4 protein-coding genes and 2 pseudogenes are annotated in these 20404 nt (G+C 55.3%); 5 read left to right on the plus strand and 1 reads right to left on the minus strand.

Annotation, left to right across the window (positions count from 1 at the left end):
- Together C7K08_RS08250 and C7K08_RS08255 are read left to right on the plus strand one after the other, a co-directional pair.
- Window positions 1–314 (plus strand): transposase (locus C7K08_RS08250; RefSeq protein WP_153062416.1); only part of this gene is annotated, 314 nt, incomplete at its 5' end.
- 258 nt (window positions 315–572) lie between these two features.
- Window positions 573–719: pseudogene (locus C7K08_RS08255) on the plus strand (IS5/IS1182 family transposase); the annotation flags it as partial.
- A gap of 396 nt (window positions 720–1115) precedes the next feature.
- On the opposite strand, the gene C7K08_RS08260 reads toward C7K08_RS08255, so the two are convergent.
- On the minus strand, window positions 1116–17939 hold the full coding sequence (locus tag C7K08_RS08260) for an FG-GAP repeat protein (protein WP_106500161.1): 16824 nt from the start codon (window positions 17937–17939) through the stop codon (window positions 1116–1118).
- Between the two features lie 280 nt (window positions 17940–18219).
- On the opposite strand from C7K08_RS08260, the pseudogene C7K08_RS08265 reads away from it, so the two are divergent.
- The 3 genes and pseudogenes from C7K08_RS08265 to C7K08_RS08275 all read left to right on the plus strand — a co-directional run bounded on the left by C7K08_RS08265 (window position 18220) and on the right by C7K08_RS08275 (window position 19873).
- Window positions 18220–19176, plus strand: a pseudogene (locus C7K08_RS08265) (IS5 family transposase).
- A 53-nt stretch (window positions 19177–19229) separates the two neighbouring features.
- A complete protein-coding gene (locus tag C7K08_RS08270) occupies window positions 19230–19508 on the plus strand; it encodes a transposase (RefSeq protein ID WP_161955847.1) in 279 nt (92 codons plus the stop codon).
- A gap of 23 nt (window positions 19509–19531) precedes the next feature.
- Window positions 19532–19873, plus strand: coding sequence for an IS3 family transposase (locus C7K08_RS08275; protein WP_106500163.1), 342 nt, complete (start codon window positions 19532–19534; stop codon window positions 19871–19873).
- Window positions 19874–20404: the final 531 nt, after the last annotated feature.

The following is a 20404-nucleotide window of genomic DNA, read 5'->3' on the forward strand; positions in this document are numbered from 1 at the left end:
GAGAAGGGGAGTTAGTGCCTGCCAGAAGTAGCTCTGCAGAAGAATGGGATTCAAGCGATAAGTTGGCTGCTGTAACACAAGCCGCTGGACTTAACGGTGCTGATCTAGGTGCCTATTGCAGAGAGAGAGGTCTTTATCCCCAACAACTTGCTCGGTGGCGCCAAGCAGCAGAGTATGCAAATGGATTAGATGCACCGAGCATGGCGGATCAAAAGGAATTGCAGCGTAAAAACCAGGAGCTGATACGCCAAAATCGGCGCCTAGAGCGGGAACTACAAAAAAAGGAAAAGGCACTTGCTGTTTACTCGGCTTAGCCGAGTGGGCCGTAGGCCATGGCAGCAGCGCTGCTTTTACTAACAAAAAAGTTCGACAGCCTCTGGCCGCAGGAAAGGGAGACCTGATAGCAGCAGAGGAGCGTATTAAGGCAATAAAACTTTTAGCAGAAGGGGTTAATTTAGGGCCTCCTGAATAAGGCCAGACCAGGTGCGCCGCAATGGATCTGGGCAGTTTCTGGGGGTAAAATGTACGCAAATAGGGCCATTTGTGCCCAAAAGCCGCCCAGGGTTTTCCACATGTATCGGCGCGAGCATCGTGATCAGCTCTCGTTCAAGGATTTCTTCCTGCCATTTGGTGGACAACTCTCAGGTGACAATCGCTGGATCAAGCTGGCCGAGCTGATCCCTTGGGACGAATTGGAAGATGACTATGCATCCCAGTTCCCCCTTTGCAACCATTGCACGGAATGTGCTGGTGATCAATCTCGAAAAGCTGCTTGAATTCTTTTTGTCCTTTTTGCGGCCTTGCTACGCCTTCTACTGGTCAATGAAGGCGGTTGGAGTATTTGCACTGTGCCATTGAGCCTTAGATAGCTGCGGCGTAATGATCGGGCTGCGGACTCAACCAAAATCCATTGTTGTTGAGGCTGAGCCCGAATTCACTTTCTCAGGGGTTTGCGTATCAGGACAACACTCCCCCAGAAGCAAGGACAACCAACCCCAAAGAGGCCATCTGATGACGACACTTGGGGCTGGGTACCCAAAAATACCCTAAGAATCAAAAGGGCTGAGAAGCGACAAGGGGCCAGTTTGAACATGGGGCTGCTCAGCCCTCAGGAGCTAAACCACGGTGGTCACCGACTTAAAGACGAAGCCAATTACCTGGTCATCGAAATCACGGTCGCCACCGCCAAGCAGATCTTCGAGGCCAAAAGTGGTGTTGCCGAGGCTCGCAAAGTGGGCGATGCCATCTTGGTTGCCCTGGGCATAGGCAACAAAGGTGTTGCCGTTCACTTGGGCGATTGGCGCCAGATAGGACGATTCCTGCAGAGTGATCGCAACATCAGAAGTTGCTTGGCGATTGCCCACCGATAGGTCCGTGAGGGAGTCAACCATGTTTTTCAGAGCCGCAGCTCCATAGGCGGCAGCGGTGGTGCCTGCCTGGCCAGGGGTGAGGGTGCCTTTGCTGTGGTCGGTTGGATCAATCCAGACCGTGCCATTGATGTCGAGGGCGCGATAGAAGCCGGTGACGGCGTCCAAGGAAGCCTCACGGGCCAGTGAATAGGTACCAACAACCTTTTGGTCAACGGTGAAACTGGTGAAATCAAGGATTGGAGCCAGGCCCTGTTCCTGCCCAATCAGGGCATTGAGGCCTTGATCGCGGTCGGTAACTAGAGCAAGCGAAAGGCTCACGCCACTCAGAGAGGAGAACTCGACAGGGCCGTTTGGTTGGCCAACTGAAGTAAAAACCTGGAGACGGGAATCACCAGCACTACTAAGCAGGTCCAAACTGCTATCAACCACTTCGAAAAAGCGAACCGATTGGCCACTGATCAGCAGAATTTCCCGCTTTAACGACGTACCAGCAGCGAGGGTGACATCTGACGATTCCAAGGTAGAGAAAAGGGTCTGCGCGCGCCCGCGCAACTCCGCCAGGTCAGCAAAGATTTGATCAAACGTCAGTTGATCTGACGCATCTCGCACGACGTAGCCAATCTGATTTGACGTTGACGCACGCCCCTTAAGGTCGGCGCTTAATACCAAGCTGGCGGAAGCCTCCTTATTTTGAGAAGCGGACGGCTTCAAGGTACGCTGATTATCAACAACATCCAGAGTCAGATTACCAAGATCCACTGTGCCAGCCGTGGAGGGATCGTGAATTTTCTTATCACCACTTGGACCCATATCGCCCAGGCCACCATCTTTAAAAGTGAGGCTGACAGAATCGGCGATGCCATCGCCATCGGTGTCGTAGAAGCGGGCTCCAGCACGATGGATGGCATTGTAGGTGAGGGGCGTTAGATTCCCGACATTATCAATGCCATAATAGGCCAAAAGACTATTGGCCTTGCGCTTAAGAACCCCATTCTGATCTTCACTAATTACAAGATCATCGCCAACCTGGGTGAGATCCAAGAAGAGTTTGGCTTGCCCATTGCCATCGGCAGAAACGGTAAAGTCCACGGCCGTCTTATTGAGCACAACTCCGCCAGGAGGTTCTTTCATCGGCAACGCATCAAGCGTCGTGGTGGTGAGGTCAATACCAACCGTGATGGACTTTCTAGCGGGATCTAATTTGCTTAAGAGAAGCGGATTCATTTGCGAGCTGGCAGGCTGCAACTGGATCGAGCCGTTGGTGGCATTAAGACCGAATTGCAGCTCAACTTGGCCATTATTCAAACCATCTTGGTCGAATTTTGCGAGGTCCCCTTCGCTAATCACTAGATTTTGAGATCGTGTCTTCGGGTCGGTAGCTGAGCTGTCGGCCGATTGCCTGCGCAGCACCTTGAGATTCAAGGTGCTAGCTAAACCCTTGGCTCTGGCGGCCTGATTGATATCAGCCCGGAAGCCAATCGAAGGCGCCTTGCCGGAATCATCAACCTGCAGATTCAGGCCTGACAGGACCGGGCGCAGTCCAGCACTGGTTGGGGCCGCATCGAGGAGGAGATGGACCTGCTTTTGGCCCAGGTCGTCGAGTTCAGCCACCTGGAGGCTGAGGGTCCCATTGCGCAGGGCGGCAATCGCCGCCACATCAACGGGAACAGTGATATCAGCAGCGGACTGGCCGGGCTCAAGGCGCAACAGGCCCGCCCCTGGCGTGTAGTGGCGACCAGGCTCGGCTGAGCTATTAAGGGACGACGAGACATAACTGATCAGCTGACTACGGCTGAGATCGCCGCTGCGGCTGATTTGGAACCGGGCCAAGCCGGAGTTGGGGGAGGTGCGGTAAGCGGTGATGGTCAAGCCATCGCCAAAGTTGGTACTACCGGCCACCATCGACGGACTAGCCCCGGCAGGTTGGGAGCCAGGAGACGCTGCAGATGTAGCCRAAAGACTCGCCAGCAGCATGGGCGCCTGACCCTGGGCGCCCACACTGACCTGGCTGGCGAGCCATGACAGGGCATCGTTTCCATCGGGAACCCGCACATAGGCCAGGGTTGGGTTGGCGCTGGGACCAGCAGCTCCAGGGGCTGCATAGGCATACCAAAGGCTACCGCCATAATTGATATCGTTGGCTTGGCTGCGCTTCAACTCAGCGCTGAAGTTAATGACATCAGCGGAATCAGGGGTCAGGAAGATGACACGATCTGGGTTGATTGCGTTAATCGCCGCCGCATCAATGCTGAGGGTGTTACTGCCGTAGTCGACGGAGCTGATTAGCTCAATATCTTTAAGTTTGGTACCAGCAAAATACTGCGGGGCAGCAACATTCAAGCTAAAATCATAGGATTGACCGGCCTGGCCCTGCAGCAGCAGTTGGTCAAAACCAGAGCCGGCATCGATACGCACAAAAGCGTTTTCGGCAATCGAAATCTGATCATCACCAGAGCCGGTATAAATGACATCAGCGCCACCTTTAGATTGCACCCCATCGGCGCCACCAAGGGTGTAGATCACATCGGCCAGGGGCGTGCCAATGAGCGTGTCATTGCCCGCGGTGCCCACCTGGGAGGCGATGTTGAGATAGTCGCCGCCAAAGAGCGCATACTGATTATTAACTCCAATGGCAGGGTCTGAGGGATCGGAAAGAAGAACATCTGAGAAKCCATCACCATTAATGTCGATGTTGCCATCGATGGAATAGCCGGCGAGGGAAAAACCGGCTTGGTTGATTTGATTGCTGCCAAAGGCAGCTTCTTCCTGGTTGTAGTTGATTAAAACAGCGGCGGACTCACCGATCTGATTGGTTACATACAGGGCGTCGCCAAAAAAGCTTGGCGCAACAGACTGGGGCGCATTACCAATGTTATTCGCTTGCGTATCAGCGTCTTTAAAATATCCACCAGCGTAATAAGGCGATGTCATACCGTTATTTGTATTATTCCCGCTAATTCTCACATTGTCAACGCCAGCCTGCTGCAAAGTGATGGGTAGGACATTGGTTGCTCCGGCGGTGATCTGCGTGCTGGCGCTGAGATCAACTTGTTGATTCGGCGATAGATGATCGATATTTAGGCCAACAGGGAAGAACAGCGCATTTGTTGCAGATGTACTCCATGGCGTATAGGTAAGATAGAGGTTGGCCTGATCCGTTGCAATCGAAGGCGTGTTAATTCCTGTTGTACCGGTATCCCAAAGGGTCCAATCCGTGGTGGAGGAACCCGTAGTGGAAGAACTGGTTGCGATGTTGGCCTTTGCACCCTGCGCCGTGGGGGCAAAGGCGAGGAGAAGCGCTCCATTCTCGACGTTGTCTCCAGTGCCATCTCCGTAGCCACGGAAGGCGAGCACGGTGCGCCCCTGGTAAGTGGTGGCAGCAATCGGTGAGGTGACGATGACGCCGGAGCTAGTATTATTCCAGCCATTAGTCGAGGGAATGGTACTCAGGCTGATATCAATCAAGATGGTGCTGCTGGTGTCGTTGTAGGTGTTTGTGGCTGAATCGAAGGAACTTCCCCAGCCAGTTTGCTGGGTGGGATCATTGCTGTAGAGATAGTGGATATTCAGGTTTTGATCATTATTGCCTTCATAGCCAGAGGGGAAATAAAGGGCAAGTCGCTCGCCCTCGCTGACCAGAGTTGGCGTGAGCAAGGAGTATTCAGCTGATGCGCCACCATTGGATTGGACCTGATAGGTTGTCCAACTGGTTGCCTCAGTCAGCGGCTTGTCTGAATTGTTGAGATCGGCGTAGGCAATCCAGATATTGTTGGTAGCAGATCCATAGCCGTTGCCACTGGTGGCGGAAGGAATGGCAACAAAGAGTTTGCCATCATGAATGGCAGCACCTGGAGTTAGCGGAGCTATCGAATTGGAAGGGAACGTCTTGCCTCCAGCGACAAGAGGGGAGGCTTTCGTTAGATCGATCCCCGTAACCTCGATCGCGTTCGGTTCCAGGCTATTTTGCCCAACCCCGAGCAAAAGAACGTTGCCTAGGTTGATCCCAGTGTTGCTTCCGCCAGCATAAACTTGTGTTGTGATCGAGTAGAGATTCCCCGAGGCATCGTGCACCAGCGTTGGCGCAGGGGAATTATTGGCATAAGCAAAAGTAGCTGATTGAGTGTAGGTGGAATTTCCTGTGACCAGTGTCTGTACCGATTCAATCTCGATTGGTGCCTGATATTTGACAATGGGTGAAAACCAATTCTGCAGCGACTGGTACTCGTCGCTGGAGGACATTGTGGTTACATCAAAGAGCTCGATACTGTTGTAGGGGTTGAGAGCTGCTTTGAGATCGCTTAGATTGAAGCTGTTGTTGGTGACCTTGAACAGAGCGCCATCAATCAGGGCGGAGTAGATGGCCGATGGCTTGCCATCGCTCTGGGCAGGGTAGGAGGGCCCCTGGGGCGTCAGAGCAAGGAGCACATCGTCAACACCGTTGCCGTTGACATCTCCGGCAGCGCGGATGCTCCATAGGGAGAAGACCGGGGCTTGTGGTGCAGAGGCGATCCAGATGGAGCCATCGGGATCGAAGTAATCGTTGTAGCCATCGCCGTTGAGATCTCCGAACGTGGAGGCGGTGTTGAGCGCCGGATTTCCGCTGAGCGGTGGTGTTGAGGTGGACGACCAAGCTTCGGATCCTGAAGCGATGGCACTGGAGAAGAGTTGCTGAGCGCTGGAGAGGGAACCAGCAGTAGCCAGCAAGGAGGAGGGATCGCTCAGCGAGGCGCTCAGGCCGTAACGCTGGGCTGCGCTGGTTGCCGTGAGGCTGAGGGCGCCTGGTGCGGAAACAGAAGAGGCGACGGATACCGGACTGTTGACCGGTAGTGCCGGAGCTAGCTGAACTGCCTGCTCTGCAGCCGTGGCATCATTACGTGCCGCCAGAGCCAGCGGAGATCCTGCGCCGCTGATCACACGCAGGCCCGTGAAGGTACTGCCATCTGCAGCAACCTGATCGCTTGTGAGCAACAGATCATCGAGGCCATCGCCATCGAGATCACCGGCAGCGATCAGGGTGGATGTGGCGTTGGCGTCAGGTTGGCTGATCAGCCAGCCGCCGTTGCCATCGGGTAGCTGGATGGTGGTGTTGAGCCAGGTGGTGCTGGCCGGATCAGAACCATTGGGAATCGCACTGATGCGCACCGCACTGGTGGAGGCATCAATCGTGGTGAGCAGCAGGTTGCCATTCACCACCACGGGAGCGGTGCCAACAACGGTGCTCAGAGCGCTGTTGCTGGCATTGAGGTTGGTGCTTTGCCATTGCAGGCCGGCCTTACTGGCATTAAACCCATCGGCAGTGAGGATCACCCCATCTTTGGCCTCACCGTCGAGCGAGAAGAAGTCGAGACGCTCCAGGCTGACGGACGTGTCGCTGTTGGTGTAAGTAAGAACCAGACCGGTGTCTGTGGTTGTCAGACCCGGAGCCAAAATGGAGGCGCTGGGGGTAGACGAGCTGATGGCCGGATCGCTGCCGCTGGTGGAGAAGGAGGAAGCCAGGATCAGGCTGCTGCCGGAGCTGCCTGGGCTGTAGAGGTTGATGGTGCCGCCGTTGTTCACCGCAATCACCGGATCAGCGCCAAGCAGGGTGGCCGCCGGAGCCGCGGTGGCTTTGATGGGCGAGAAGCTCACCACTCCATTGCTCTCACTACGCTCAAGCAGTTGCCTTGGTGCGTTCCAACTGACGTTCTTGGTGTAGTTGGGTGCAAAGCTCACAGCGACGTCACGCTCGCTGCCATTCAGGCCAGCAAACAGCAGACCGGTCGCGCCCACCTGAAGCAGGGCAACGCTCTCGGCGGAGATGTCGTCAAGGGGAACGCTGGTTGTTGCTGTGGGCGTCCAGCTGCCACCACTACCGCTGAGCTGGTCCAGCTGCAGTGCATCCGGGTCGCTGGAGCTGGTGTAGCTGAGGATCAGCTGGCCGTTGTGTGTGCTCAGGCCAACGTTGGTGCCTTGGTTGGGATCGGTGTAAGCCTGGGCGCTCCAGCTATCGCCATTATTGGGAGTGGCGCTGGTGGCCAGATAGATCTCATTACTGGGATTGCTTAAGGTGCCACCTTGGTAGGCTATTACGGTCTGCCCGTTAATGCTGACAACGGCAAGAGGGCCGGATGCTGTTTGAGGATCATAAACATTATCTTGAGGGTTGGCATTAGGAATAGCGAGGTAATTAACATTGTAGGGAAAAGACCAAGAGGCACTAGTCGGATCCGAGGTTGCGCTCCTAGTGATATAGCTTAACCGAGTTGGATCTTTGCTTGAGCCGGTGGTTTCGTTGCTGACATAATAAAGGGCGAGTTGTTCGCTTCCTTCGATTGTTTCGGTAACAAGAGAGGCAAAGACGGCGGATGGAGACCAGCCAGGGCTATAGGCAGGAGCCCAGGTGTTGGTGCTGGCCTCCGTAAGGCTGGTGATTTTAATTTCGCCGGATTGTTGGATAAAGCTGAGGTAGAGCGTATTGTTAAACACCGCCAGAGAGGGTGGCTCATACGACGTCATCGAGTCAGGCAAGGCTTGCCAGCTGGCCCAAGTTGAGCCGCCATCACTGCTGGAGGTCCAGTAGATGGTGCTGCCGTCGTTGCTCTGCACAGCCATATAGAGGGTGTCACCGAGCTGGGCTAGGGCCGGGGTAGCAGCTGAGGAACCCCCTTGCACATCACTCCAGGGGGAGGGAGCGCGATAGCCGGTTGTGACCTGATCGGGAGTGGTGGAGACCGATGCGTAAAGGGTGCCAGCAGTGGCATCGGTGGCATTCACCCAGAGGATGGCGAGGGCATCACCCTGATTGATCAGCTGCGGGGTGTAGACACTGGTGAAGGAGGCGGAGGCGTTATCACTGCTGGTGATGGTGGCCGGGGAGCTCCAGTCGCTGAGCGAGGGGCTATAGGGATTGAAGCTGGCGAGCTGGAGCTCGCCGTCTGGATTGAGGAAGCTCATGTAGAGCTTCTGCTCGAAGAAAGCGAGGGAAGGAGCGGCGGTGGTGGCAAAGGCTGGGTTGCTGTAGCTGAGGTCGCTCCAGCTGCTCCAGCTGCTGCCGCCATCGCTGCTGCTCGTGAACCAGATGGAGGTATCACCGTCGCCGACGCCTTGAACGGCGGCATAGAGGGTGTCGCCAACAGCGATCACAGCGGGGCTGGCACTGGATTCGCCGCCTGAGATCTGCTGGCTGGGCAAGGATGCCAGCGGTGCGTTGGTGGCTGGATCCACCGGTGCGAGCAACCCGAAGGCCGAGCCGATGGGCAGTTGTTCGGAATTGCGGCCATAAACGATGCCGGTGGTGCTGCCGCCACCCAGGTTGCCATCTGCGGCTGAGCTCACATTCTGGTTGAGGAAGAGAGCTAGATCAGCGAGGCCATCACCGTTGATGTCACCAGCAGGGAGAACCTGGGTGTCTGCAGAAACGGTGAAGCTGTAGTAGTTGTAGGAGTAATCAGCGAGGATCGCCTGGGTATTGGCACCGAATTCGATGCGCACAGTGTTGACGAACTCACCCGGGTCGATGGAGATGAAATCACCATAGCCATCGCCATTGAAATCACCGATCGAGCGCAAGGATCCCTGGGTGTAAGTGGCAAGGCCATCCAACATGTAGCCCGTATTACTGGCAAGTTTGTCGAGCTGAAGATTAGTGATCGCCTCTAAATAGGGATGGCCCCAGGTGAGGTAAGCGCTGCCATTGAGACCGGAACCAAGGGGAATATCGAATAGGCCATCCCCGTTAATATCTCCTGCGCCAAAGGTTCCCTGGCCGGTGTTGGAGGACAATCCGTAGCCAAGTTCACTGAGTATCGAAGCCTTAAAGCCAGGGCCTGACACCCGCTTGATATCACCAATGGAGCCTGGCGCCACATTGCCACTACCAAGATTATTGACTTTCTTGGAATCTATTAGATTATCACTACCAAATAATACATAGCCATTGCCAGCGCCACTACTGGCATTAAAGGCTTGAATCAAAACATCGTCATAGCCATCATTATTTGTGTCTCCTAAATTGACCAAGCCATTGCCGAAACGATCCTGGGCTTGAGCACCATAAAGGGTGAGGCCACTGGCAAGGTGTGCCAAATATTGGTTGTCGTGGTTGGCGCCCAGGGTTGATTGGGGCTGGACGCTGGTATCAATGAAATAGACAGCTCCCGAGCCGCCCGTCTGATCAGCGCCCACGGCAAGGATCCCAGACTTGTTGGTGTTAGTTAAATCACCAAAAGCAAGGCTACTGCCAAAGCCAGAAGCTCCCAGCACATTCCAGGGGTTCGGCCCGTAATAGGTGCTGGATGCATTGGCAGGTGCGGGACTGGTACTGGAGGAATTAAAGAGATAAACGGCACCAACCGCGTTCACCTGCAGCGCCTGGTTATTATAAACAGTTGCCTTGGCAATATTATCAACCTGCAGAGCTTTCAGGTTCTGCATGTAAGGCGTTTCTCCGTCTTTCTGATTCTGTGTTAACTGGTCCTGGTTTACGATATCAACGAAGGTGCTGACATTAGTCCCATTCGCTATCGAAACATTGGATAAATCGCCTGTGCCTGGCAACTGAATCTTGATTAAAGCACCATCGCCGTAGGTATCACTAGGCTTCATGCTGCCATTGGCCACCTGTTCCTGCACACCCTCGGTGCCGCTGTAAACCATGGCGGCATAAACGCCTGGGGCCGAAACGGCCATCGCCCCACTGGCCTGGTCAACCGCGATGGCACTACCAAATTGGCTGCCCCAATAGATYGTGGTGGCAGTGCCGCTAAGGTCGGGGCTGGTGGCACTGCCTCCCGTTCCTAAAATGGAGGTGGCTAATGAGTAAGCCGCACCACTGCCCCAAGGTTGGGGAATAGGCGGAATGGCGTTGTATCCAGGCCAGTCCGTTCGGTAATACTTATAGCTGTAAAGGGCTCCAACGGGTTGAAGATTGGTCGCGTCGTTGGAGTTGAGCTGACTCAGATAATTGGGAGCACCTATCCAGAGGGTTTGACTGCTGCTGTTGCTGTTGTAGGCAAGCGCAGATCCGAAGCCCGCTGCACTGCTATTATCGGACGAAGAAGCTGACGATGGGACGAGGACAGTAACATGGTTGCCAATGCCATTGGGATTGGCCAAATTGAGGATCGTATTGCCATTCGCTGAAGTGAGATTAGCGGCAATCCACTTGCCATCGATGATATAAACACGGCCACCACCATTGGCCTGGGGAGCGCCAATGACAAGATCATCAACGCCATCGTCATTAACATCAGCCACAAGCATGGTCTGACCAAAATTCTCACCCCAACCCACCGTGGGATCGGCCTGAATTAGCAAGCCACCGCTGCTGCTGGGATTATTGGCAGCACCCAACAAAGGCAAATTAGGAGCATCGGGTGAAAAATTTGATTGGGACAGAGCATTGAGCCAGGTATTAGGAGCCTGGGCCGGGGAAGTACTCGCCTTGCTGCTGGTTATGCCATTGGTCGTTGTAACGGTGTATTGGCCAGTGTATTGAATCCAGATCCGACCAGCAGGATTGCTAGCGGCATTGATGGATTGGGGTTGGGCAATCGCCAACCAGCCATTGGTGAGGCCAGGGCTGTTGACATCAGTGCTGGGGAAGGATCCAACCACCTGGGACGTACCAAAGCTAGGGGCAGGGGACCCCGTGGACTCGCTGCTAGCAGCAGCTGCTGAAGAACTTTTTAAAATTTCACCACTATCGATATACTTCAGCTGCAGCGGTGCCTGCTCGATCACCGCAGCGGTAGCGATGGTGCTGCTGTATCTTTGACTAGCACCGATCTCGCCACTGGTGGCGTAGCCCTGGCTCTTAACGCTCGCCAGGTCGCTGCGGGCAGCGTTGACGCTGGCCAGCACAGTCATCGGCGTAACCGTCGCCACGCTCTGGTTGATGCTGACGGTGTAAGTCCCCGTTTTGGTGCTGGGATCAAAGGGCTTAACGATGCCGGTGATGAAGGTGTTCTCAGCAACCAAGTTATTGGCGGCGCTCAAAAGATCACCGACCGCCAAGGAGCCATTCAACTCGGTGACAGTGAGTTTGTTTTCTGAGATGCTTCCGCTCAGGGTTCCGCCATAGGGTTTAACGGTTTGGGTGGCGCCGGTAGTCTCGATGAAGGAGAAGGTATAGGACGCGCTCGTATAAGAATTACCATCAGGAAGCTGATTTTTATCGACTAATAGTGTGAAGGCAGGCAGATTGGTGGGAACGAAATAATTGTAATCAGTAATGGTGGCGCCATTGACGCCGCTAACAGTTGCCTGCGGCTGCAGGGATTGGAGGGTCTGGTCACCCAGTAGGACCTGATCAGGCCGCAACGTGAAGGTGGAGGTGTCGCCTGAATTGGAGGTGCTGGTCAGCGTGACGGAGACGGAGCCGAGGTGTTGGCCTGATGGATTGAACGACGCCTTGGTGCTGCTGTTGCCCAGGATCCAGTCATTGGTGGCCCAGCTAGCCGCCGGAACCACGATCACCAGATTGTCCTGAAGCGAACCAGGCCGACTGGCGCTGGGAAGGGTAGCCTGGACTATTGGGGTCGGGTTAAGGTTAGAAGCCTCGGACCAGCTGCCACCGCCCTTGCCATTGGGCGTGAACGTGGAGTAAAAGGTGCCCAGCAAGGCATCGTTGGGGTTGACATTACGGGCGTACCAATGGGCATTAACAGCGCCGGGCTTGGTGCCTAGGTCTGGGGTCTGGTTGGCGATTCCGTAGCCAGTGGTCGACAACAGGCTTAGGGCATCGGCCGCAGAGGGAGCGGGCCATTGACCGCTGATATTGGCCTTGAAGTCGACACTGGTGAGGGCCTTGTCGTAGAAGGCCAACTGATCGATGGCACCACCAGCATTATTCGCCAACAGGAGTGCCTGATCATTGGGATTGATCGGCGCATAGGCAGCTAGAATGTTGGCATTGCTGTCAACGAGCTTGTTATCGATGTAAAGAGTTGCCGTGCCAACGCTGCCTGGCAGCTGGGTGATATTGCCCTCTACATTGTAAGTTTGATAGGCTGGCAGATAGGAGGCCACAATATAATGCCATTGGCCATCGCGAAGATCCTTGGGGATGGTGGTACCAACGGCGCTAGATGTGAGACTGGTGCCAGCAGCCACATCAAACACGAGCTCACCCTTGCCATTCACCGAGACAGCAGTACCGCGACTAAGTGAAAAATCTAGTGCGTAGCCCGAGTAGTTTTCGCTAGAAAGTTCGCTTGGCGGGGCGCTAGGCGGGGCGCTGGATGGGGGCGGAGTGGGCGCCAACGAAAAGTTAACCTTGGCCTCACCTGTTTTCAGTTGAAATTGCCAAAGGTTATCGAACATCGTCTGCAGGTCTGGGCTCAGGCTAGATCCCGCCAACACCATCCCCTGATTGAGGACTGCAGAATTAGTATCTAAGGCAATCGCATTAAGACTGGAATTGGGCAGTTTGCTGGTTGGATCAATTGCATTTGAAAACTGCAGCTGGCTGAGCGGCACTTGGGCGATCGTGGCAGCATTGGTGCCATTCAGACCGATCAGATCAGAGCTGGAGAGGGAATAGGCCTGCAGGAAGCTGTTGACGCCGGCAAGTTGGGAGCCACTCACAAAATTAGTGATCTGTACCGCGTTGTTATAGAGATTGCTACCGCCATTGCCCTTCATGGCTGTTGTATTGGCTCCCTCAGCGAGAACCGCCCAGCCCCAGCCATAGATGGCTTCGCCAGGATCTGTCACCGTACTAGGGACGGTCTCAATCAAGCCCCTAGCGGCTGCTTCATTGTAGGTAATTTGATCAACGACAAAACTGCTCGTGAGCAGCCAACCTTCAGGAAGAGTGGGAGCACCAATGGCCCCATTGGACGGCTGACCCAGGGCCACGAGGCCGGCCCCGCCGGGATTCGAATCGGGCTGCAGCTGGGCCCAGAATTCAATGGTGTAAGGAACGGTTGGCAGGCCAGGACTAGCAACCAAGCCGGTGGTGGATACCGTCTGGCTGTTATTGACAGTAAAGAGGCCAGTGCCAGTGCTGGGATTGTTCGGGTTGATGGCCGTAATGATCGTTCCATCAGCAATACCCTGGCCACTGATCACATCGCCAACATGCAAGTTGCCCTGGGTTAACGAAGTCACCGTGAGCACGGTGCCGGCGATCGAGCCGGTGAAGGAGCAAACCCCAAAATTTGGTGTCGAAATCAGGGACGTGCTGGCAACAGATTGGCTGGTATTAAGGGTATAGCTGCCCGTACCATCGCTGGTATTGCCTGGAGTGATGGCCGTAATGATTGTTCCGGCGGCAATGCCATCGCCACTGATCACATCGCCCACGGCTAGGCTGCCTTGGCTTAGGGATGTGACGGTGAGCAGCGTGCCAGTAATCGAGCCTGTGAACAGGGCAATCGGATCCGGAGTGTCGTTGAGGTCGTCAGCGGGAATGTTATCGAGAATCTGGCTGACGGACCGATTGATCGTGCCCATACCCGTAGCCAGCACACCAGTGCCGTCGCTGTTTTGAACGGCAGTGGCTTGAGAAGCAGGCAGGGCGCCCTGAACGGCAAAATTAAGCCCAGTAGCCGATGCGGACGTAGTCGTAGTGCTGCTATTTTTTGTAGTACCAATATTGATGGCACTGACGCCAGCTTGCAGTTGATCAAACTTCAGGTAAATGGAAGGCTTATCATTAAGCACACTCTGGGTGTAGGGGGTGCGCACATCTTGGCTCCAGCTAATGACTGGGGATTCGATGAGAGCGCCATTGGTCGCGTCGGCGGATAGCAGCGGCAACGAAGCGATGCTGATATCGTCGATGCCAAGGCCCACATCTTTTGTGGGATTCCAGGGAATGGTCTGAATGGTCGAATTGCCGTTGGCATCGGCAAAAAGATCGTTCCACTGATCGCTCTTGGGATTGGGATTGAGCCAAGCAACCTTGAGGGTGGTGGGAATTGGCGCTGTCGTTGAGCCCGAAGAACCAAAGCTTTCCACCTGCTCCTTGATCGCCGCAATGGAGGTCTCACTCCACACCAGCAAGGTGCGCTCTTGACCCGCAGCCGCCGGATCGGCAACGTTTACGGCCTGCAGATGGTTGATGATGGCGCCGTTGGGATGGTAAAGACCCGCCAGCTCGGGAGCTACCCAGTTATAAGCGCCGGTATTGATGCGGTAGTTAATTCTCTGATTACCATAAAACGCTTCCATATAGGCCTGGAAGTTCTCCGCCCCTGAAGCAGTGCTGATCGGGATGACTGGCTTGGACGCTTCCACCCAGGCAACAAATGTTTTGTTGGCATAGGGAGTGGAGGCTGGTCCGGTAAWCGTGGCCGCCGTAGGTGTGCTGGCTGCCGTGAATAGGATGTCATGGTTGCTATAAATCTCGCTAAGCGACAGGTCGGCAGCGGTTGTTGCTGGTTCTGGTGCTAAGCCACCGCCGGCCGACTTGAGCAGGCCATTGAGATACACGGGAACTGACTGACCGTTAGCAGAGGCCGCCACGTAGGTAACGCGGTTCTGAACTGGCCACTTCCCCATGGAGCTGTAGAGGGGCAGCTGGTCGCTGAGACCAGCCGAGAGATAAACACCGGCATTGGCCGCTCCGGATTGGCCAGAAAACTGATCATCCTCTACGAAGTTGTTTAATGCCTGGGATTGGGGGGTCACCGCGAAGGACGGTTGAGCCGTATTTGCTGGCAATGAAGCAACAACAGCTGGGGGAAGCTGCAGCTGAATACTGAAGCTATTGGACGCGTTTGCAGCGGAGCCAGTATCGGCACTAAAGAGGAGCGGTTGGCTGAGTACTACCTGTTGAATCAAACCAGCGTTCAAGTAAACCGTTGCCGTGACACCAGGGTTAAGCGGTTCGATCAGCTGCTGGGTTGCAGCATTCAACAGGTTGACCGCCACATCTGCATAGATGTAGGTGGCGTTATTATTGGCAGGCTGTGGTTGGGTTAAATTGGTCTTGGGGTCGTACTCGGGATAGACGACACCGGCTGGCTGGCTGGCTGGCTGGACGCTAACGGTTTGAACGCTTTGAATCGATTCAATCGCAAGCGGCGAGTTGCTCGCGCCAGCTGCCACCGTGATCAGGGGTAGGTTGGCAAAGGGATTGCCGCCAGCAGCATTGCTTGGGTTGGGCGCATTAGCAATACCGGTTGTAAACACATCCAGCAGCAGGGCATAGCTGGCCGGGCTCGTGGAACTAGCCTCGGGTAGGGCTATATAATTGCCGGAGCGAGTAATTTTAAAAGATTCTGGGTTAATTGATCCACCGGATATGGTGAAACCCGCCAAGGCCGCATCCTTGAGGCCGCCACTGATGGTGACACCCAGTATCGCAACATTGGTATAGGTGCCATCCTTCAGCCCCGTGCCGGCATTGACAAGGGTTAGGGGAAGACTGTCACTGGGATTAGCCGAGATCGAATTAAGACCTAGCTGATAGGTATTAAGAGTGAGCTTCTTAAGGCCCGCGACTGCCCCCGGGCTCGCCAGAGGGATCGACTGGGATGACTGATCACTGGTGTCAAGATAGATATTGTTAGCGCTGGAGGGCCCATAGGTAAAGGGGTAGGCATTTCCCGAAGGGGCAGGAATATAAGCAGTTGTGCTTGTTGAGGTGCCCTCTTGAGTCGTACTACTCGGATAGACCCCTTCCTCGCTTGAATAGTCAACGGTATCCGCAGACTGGGCGCCCGAGTTAAAGCTATGGTAATAACTAATCAACGGCATAAAACCGCCAAGGGGCAAGGCTCCGCCAGCAGCAATATAGAGATAGTCGTTTAGGCTGCCTTTTTCAGCACCCGTCAGAAATTTTTGGAGGACATTACTTATCTTTAGCTCAACACCGACCACGCTATGCCAAAGAGCCCGTAAAATCATCTCAGTTTCGTTCTGAATACCAGAACTTTTCTCCATCTCCACGCCCTTGATGCTTGCCAATGCAATCGGGTTAATTATCGCCAAAGCGGTGCCATAAAAAGCATTAACCCAATTCAATATTTCGAACCCTTTTTTGCTTTGATCGCCAATACCTGTGTTTTCTTCCATCTCAGCTCTTTGGCCTGCGGTTTTAGGCGGGCTCATGTCCGCCACCCAAAAACTTCTGTTTCCCCATTTATTCCAACCAGCCTTGAAACCCTGAATCGCCCCATATCCCGCTTTCCCCATTTTCTCTGCATTGCCGACCATGCCGGAGTAGTAACCTAAATCAGCAATCCAACTAGGAACATCTCCGTTATTGGTAACCTGCTGGCTCCACATGTAGCCAATAAACTCAGACACAATCAACTTGGCCGAATTGCCACCCGGCGCTATGGAGCGAAGGCGCACCATGAAATCGATGCCGACAGATTCTTGGGTGAGAATTTGCTGGAGCTTTTGGCTAGGATTAAGGCCGATGTTTGCTTTTAGGCCGCCACTGCCTTGGTAGCTGTATTCGGAATACAGCATGCCGCCCAAGCCGACGTAACCGGTGACATCTGAACCTCCGCCTTCTTTGTAAATAGTTTTCCAGCGGTCTGATTTTTCCTTATTATCATTTCCAACTCCAGCTGACATCTTCATCGTATTGACACTGGTTAGGCCGGCGCCAATATTTCTTATGCCAAAGGAACCGTCCCAGCGAAACTGGGGGCGAAAGTGGTTGCTCGAACCAGCGTCCAAAGCTGACTCCGTTTCACCAGCGGTGACGTTTGCTTTGAAAGGATTTTTAAAAGGTGTCTCGAGTCCCCAACTCGTTAAATTAGAGCCTGATATCATGCCAGTTCGCCATTGGCCTCCCTTATTCCAGGTAACGGCGGCTTTCCCTGAGTAATTGGCTGATTGCTGGCTATTGTTGCCCCCGGAAGCGCCTTCTGAGCTACTGCTCATGAGAGTGGTGCTTGGCGGCTGGGTCGCATTAGCGGAGAGCTGTTGCCTTGAAAGTTGAGTATTGCCAGCGAAGGGGGCTGGAGCYGCTGCGATGATTACCGGTGAGGGTGCAGCCGTGATTGACTCGCTAAAAGTTGTGCCAGGAATGCTGAGTTCAGCCCATGCCGATGAGCTTTCGCTGGCTTCCAGATTGAACTGGGTCACATAGAGATCGCTATCGGGGCGCGAACCCGACAGGGTGGCCTCCAGCTTGGCTGGTAGCTCCTCTGACGAAGCGCTGCCCAATTGGTCGAGCAACGTGCCTGCTGGCGTATCCGCCTGCCGCTTCTGTACCACCAACGAGAAGCCCCCAACGGCCTCCTCTGCAGGCACTAGGGAGAAGGCCACCTCATCGAGCTGATCCTGGGTGAGCTGGAGCGGCAACGACCAGCCCAGCTCCCCATTGCTGTCCCACTGGCCAAAACTGGCAAAGATCTCGGCACTCCTTCCCTCACCGATCCGATAGGCAAGCACAATTCCAGGGCTGAGTCCCTCGGGGTTGTCGCTGCTCGCGGGCCAGAGCTGATCCAGGTAAAGCGCCTGCAGCTTCTCGCCGCCAAAGGCCTGGGGCACGAGCTGGCCCTGGGTCCAGAGCTGGGCCTGGGGATCCCACTGGCACTGCCAGATGGCCCCGTTGTCCGCCAGGAACCCATGGGCGACGCCGTTGGCGTCATTGACCACCTGGATGCTGCTGGCGTAGGGCATGGCGACGATTTTTAGTTAATTAGTGACTCGACCTTACACCGCATCAGCAGTTGGCCAAACCCTCCGCTTAGGGGGGGGGATGGAGACACGGAAGTTCAGATTATCTTCCGTTTCTTCTACGCCTCCTGCCCGAATGAGGCCCACAGCAGCGCAATTCTTGCGTTATGATTTAAGACAAGCGGATGGCATTCACGGCCATTCTCTGCCGTCTGGGAAGGCTCTGGAAAAGCCAGCCCAGCTGCGGGACAGTCAGGTCGTAATTGCAGCCAGGACTGAGTTGATGGGTGGCAAGCAGCTCGGCTTCTCGGATTGCGAGCTCACCACGGCCACGAAGCAGACCAAGCGGGAGACGTTTCTCTCAGAGATGGAGGAGGTGGTGCCTTGGCAGGTACTGATCGACTTGATCGAGCCCCACTACCCCAAGACCAGCAAGAAATGAGGTAGGCCTCTCTATCTGTTGGCCACCATGCTGCGGATCCACCTCTTGCAGCAGTGGTATTCATTCAGCGACCCGGCGATGGAAGAGGCCCTGATCGAGGCGCCCACCATGCGCCGCTTTACTGGCATCGAGCTTATCAGCGACCGGATCCCCGATGAGACGACGATCCTGASKTTCCGCCACCTGCTGGAGAAGCACGATCTGGGCGAGCAGATCTTTGAGACGGTCAAAGCCCACCTCAGCGCAAGGGGCATGACGATGCGCCAGGGCACGATCGTCGATGCGACCTTGATCGCGGCACCCAGCTCTACCAAGAACAAAGAGGGGAAGCGCGACCCAGAGATGCACCAGACCAAGAAGGGCAACCAGTGGTATTTTGGGATGAAAGTCCATATCGGAGTCGACAAGGACTCCGGTTTGATCCACTCGGTTGTCACCACGGCCGCCAACGTGCATGAGCTCACCCAGGCCGGCGAGCTATTGCATGGCGATGAGGCGGTGGTGTACGGCGACGCTGGTTACCAGGGCATTGCCAAGAGACCCGAGATGGAAGCCAACTCGGCGGAGTTCAGGGTGGCGATGCGGCCAGGCAAACGCCGAGCCCTCCCTGAAACCCCCGATGGCAAGCTGCAAGATCTGATCGAGACCGCCAAGGCCCACATCCGCGCCAAGGTCGAACATCCATTCCGGGTGATCAAGCAGCAGTTCGGCTTTCAGAAGACCAGGCTGCGTGGCCTGGCGAAAAACCGCTGCAAGATCAATGTGATGGCCGCACTTGACGTGGACCCCAGAAACTGAACCAACCCTTATGAGAGCTTCCCTACCGGCCAGAATTGGCCATGAGAAGCTCCATGAAAGTCAAACGCCACAGCCCCGAGCAGATCATTCGCAAGTTGCGGACCGCTGAGCAGCTCTTGAATCAGGGCCAGACCGTTGCTGACGTCTGCCGAGCCCTGGAGGTTTCTCCGGCGACTTACCACCGCTGGCAGCAGCTATACGGCGGGATGAAAGCCACTGAGGCCAAACGCCTCAAGGAGCTTGAGCTGGAGAACACACGGCTAAAGCGATTATTGGCAGACGCCGAATTGGATAAGGCGATGCTTAAGGAGCTTGCCGAGGGAAACTTCTGAGCCCGTAGCGTCGTCGCAGGGCCGTGGTGGTTCTGCATGATCGATTCCGGGTTTCTCAACGTCGTGCCTGCCGGTTGACAGGTCAACACCGCAATACCCAGCGGCGCCCTGTCCCGCTATCAGACATCGAGGATCAGAAACTGCGCAGGCGGATCAGGGAGCTGGCCCGGCGCCATGTGCGCTGGGGCCGACGCCTGGTTGACCGGCGGTTGCGGCTTGATGGCTGGAGCGTCAATCACAAGCGAGTGCAAAGGATCTGGCGTGAGGAAGGTCTGCAAAGGCCCCTGCCTCGCAGGCGCAAGCGCTCCCGGCCTACTGGAGGTGGCATGGAGCTGTTGCGCTCTGAATACCCGCATCACGTCTAGGCAATCGACTTCCAGTTCGATCAGACGATGGATGGCCGCGCCCTCAAGTTCTTGAACGTGGTGGACGGTAGCTGCCAGGAAACGTACCAGTACACCTGAGCACGCCCTCGCGTCCGAAACACCCACGGCCATGTCCAAAGGCCTCTGCCAGACTGGTCATGGGGACGTCAGGCCATGACCGATGACATCTTTGGAGGCTTGTTCCCGAAAGGAAACGTGGTCTGGATTCCCACAGCGCTCCCTGCCCTGGCGACGACACTTCTRGAGAAATCCAGGTGCTGATCCCGATTAGGAAAATGTTCATTTTTTAGCGCGGAATCTGCCTGGCATCCCTCCTCAGACCCATTGCAGCAGATGTATGCCAGGAAGTTCTTCCCCCTCGCGCCGCCGACGTGCGCGCCTCAGAGTGGTCAATCCACGCTCCGCAGGAATAGACATCGGTAGTCGGTTCCATGTTGTAGCGGTACCAGCCGAGCTTGACGATGACCCAGTGCGGAAATTCTCAAGTTTCACTAATGATCTGAAGTCTAT

This window comes from Synechococcus lacustris str. Tous, from assembly GCF_003011125.1.
Lineage (GTDB): Bacteria > Cyanobacteriota > Cyanobacteriia > PCC-6307 > Cyanobiaceae > Synechococcus_D > Synechococcus_D lacustris.

Bases quoted from the DNA above. Each gene is read 5' to 3' on its own strand.
- C7K08_RS08270 (WP_161955847.1), top strand. From the start codon at position 19,230: ATGAAAGTCAAACGCCACAGCCCCGAGCAGATCATTCGCAAGTTGCGG.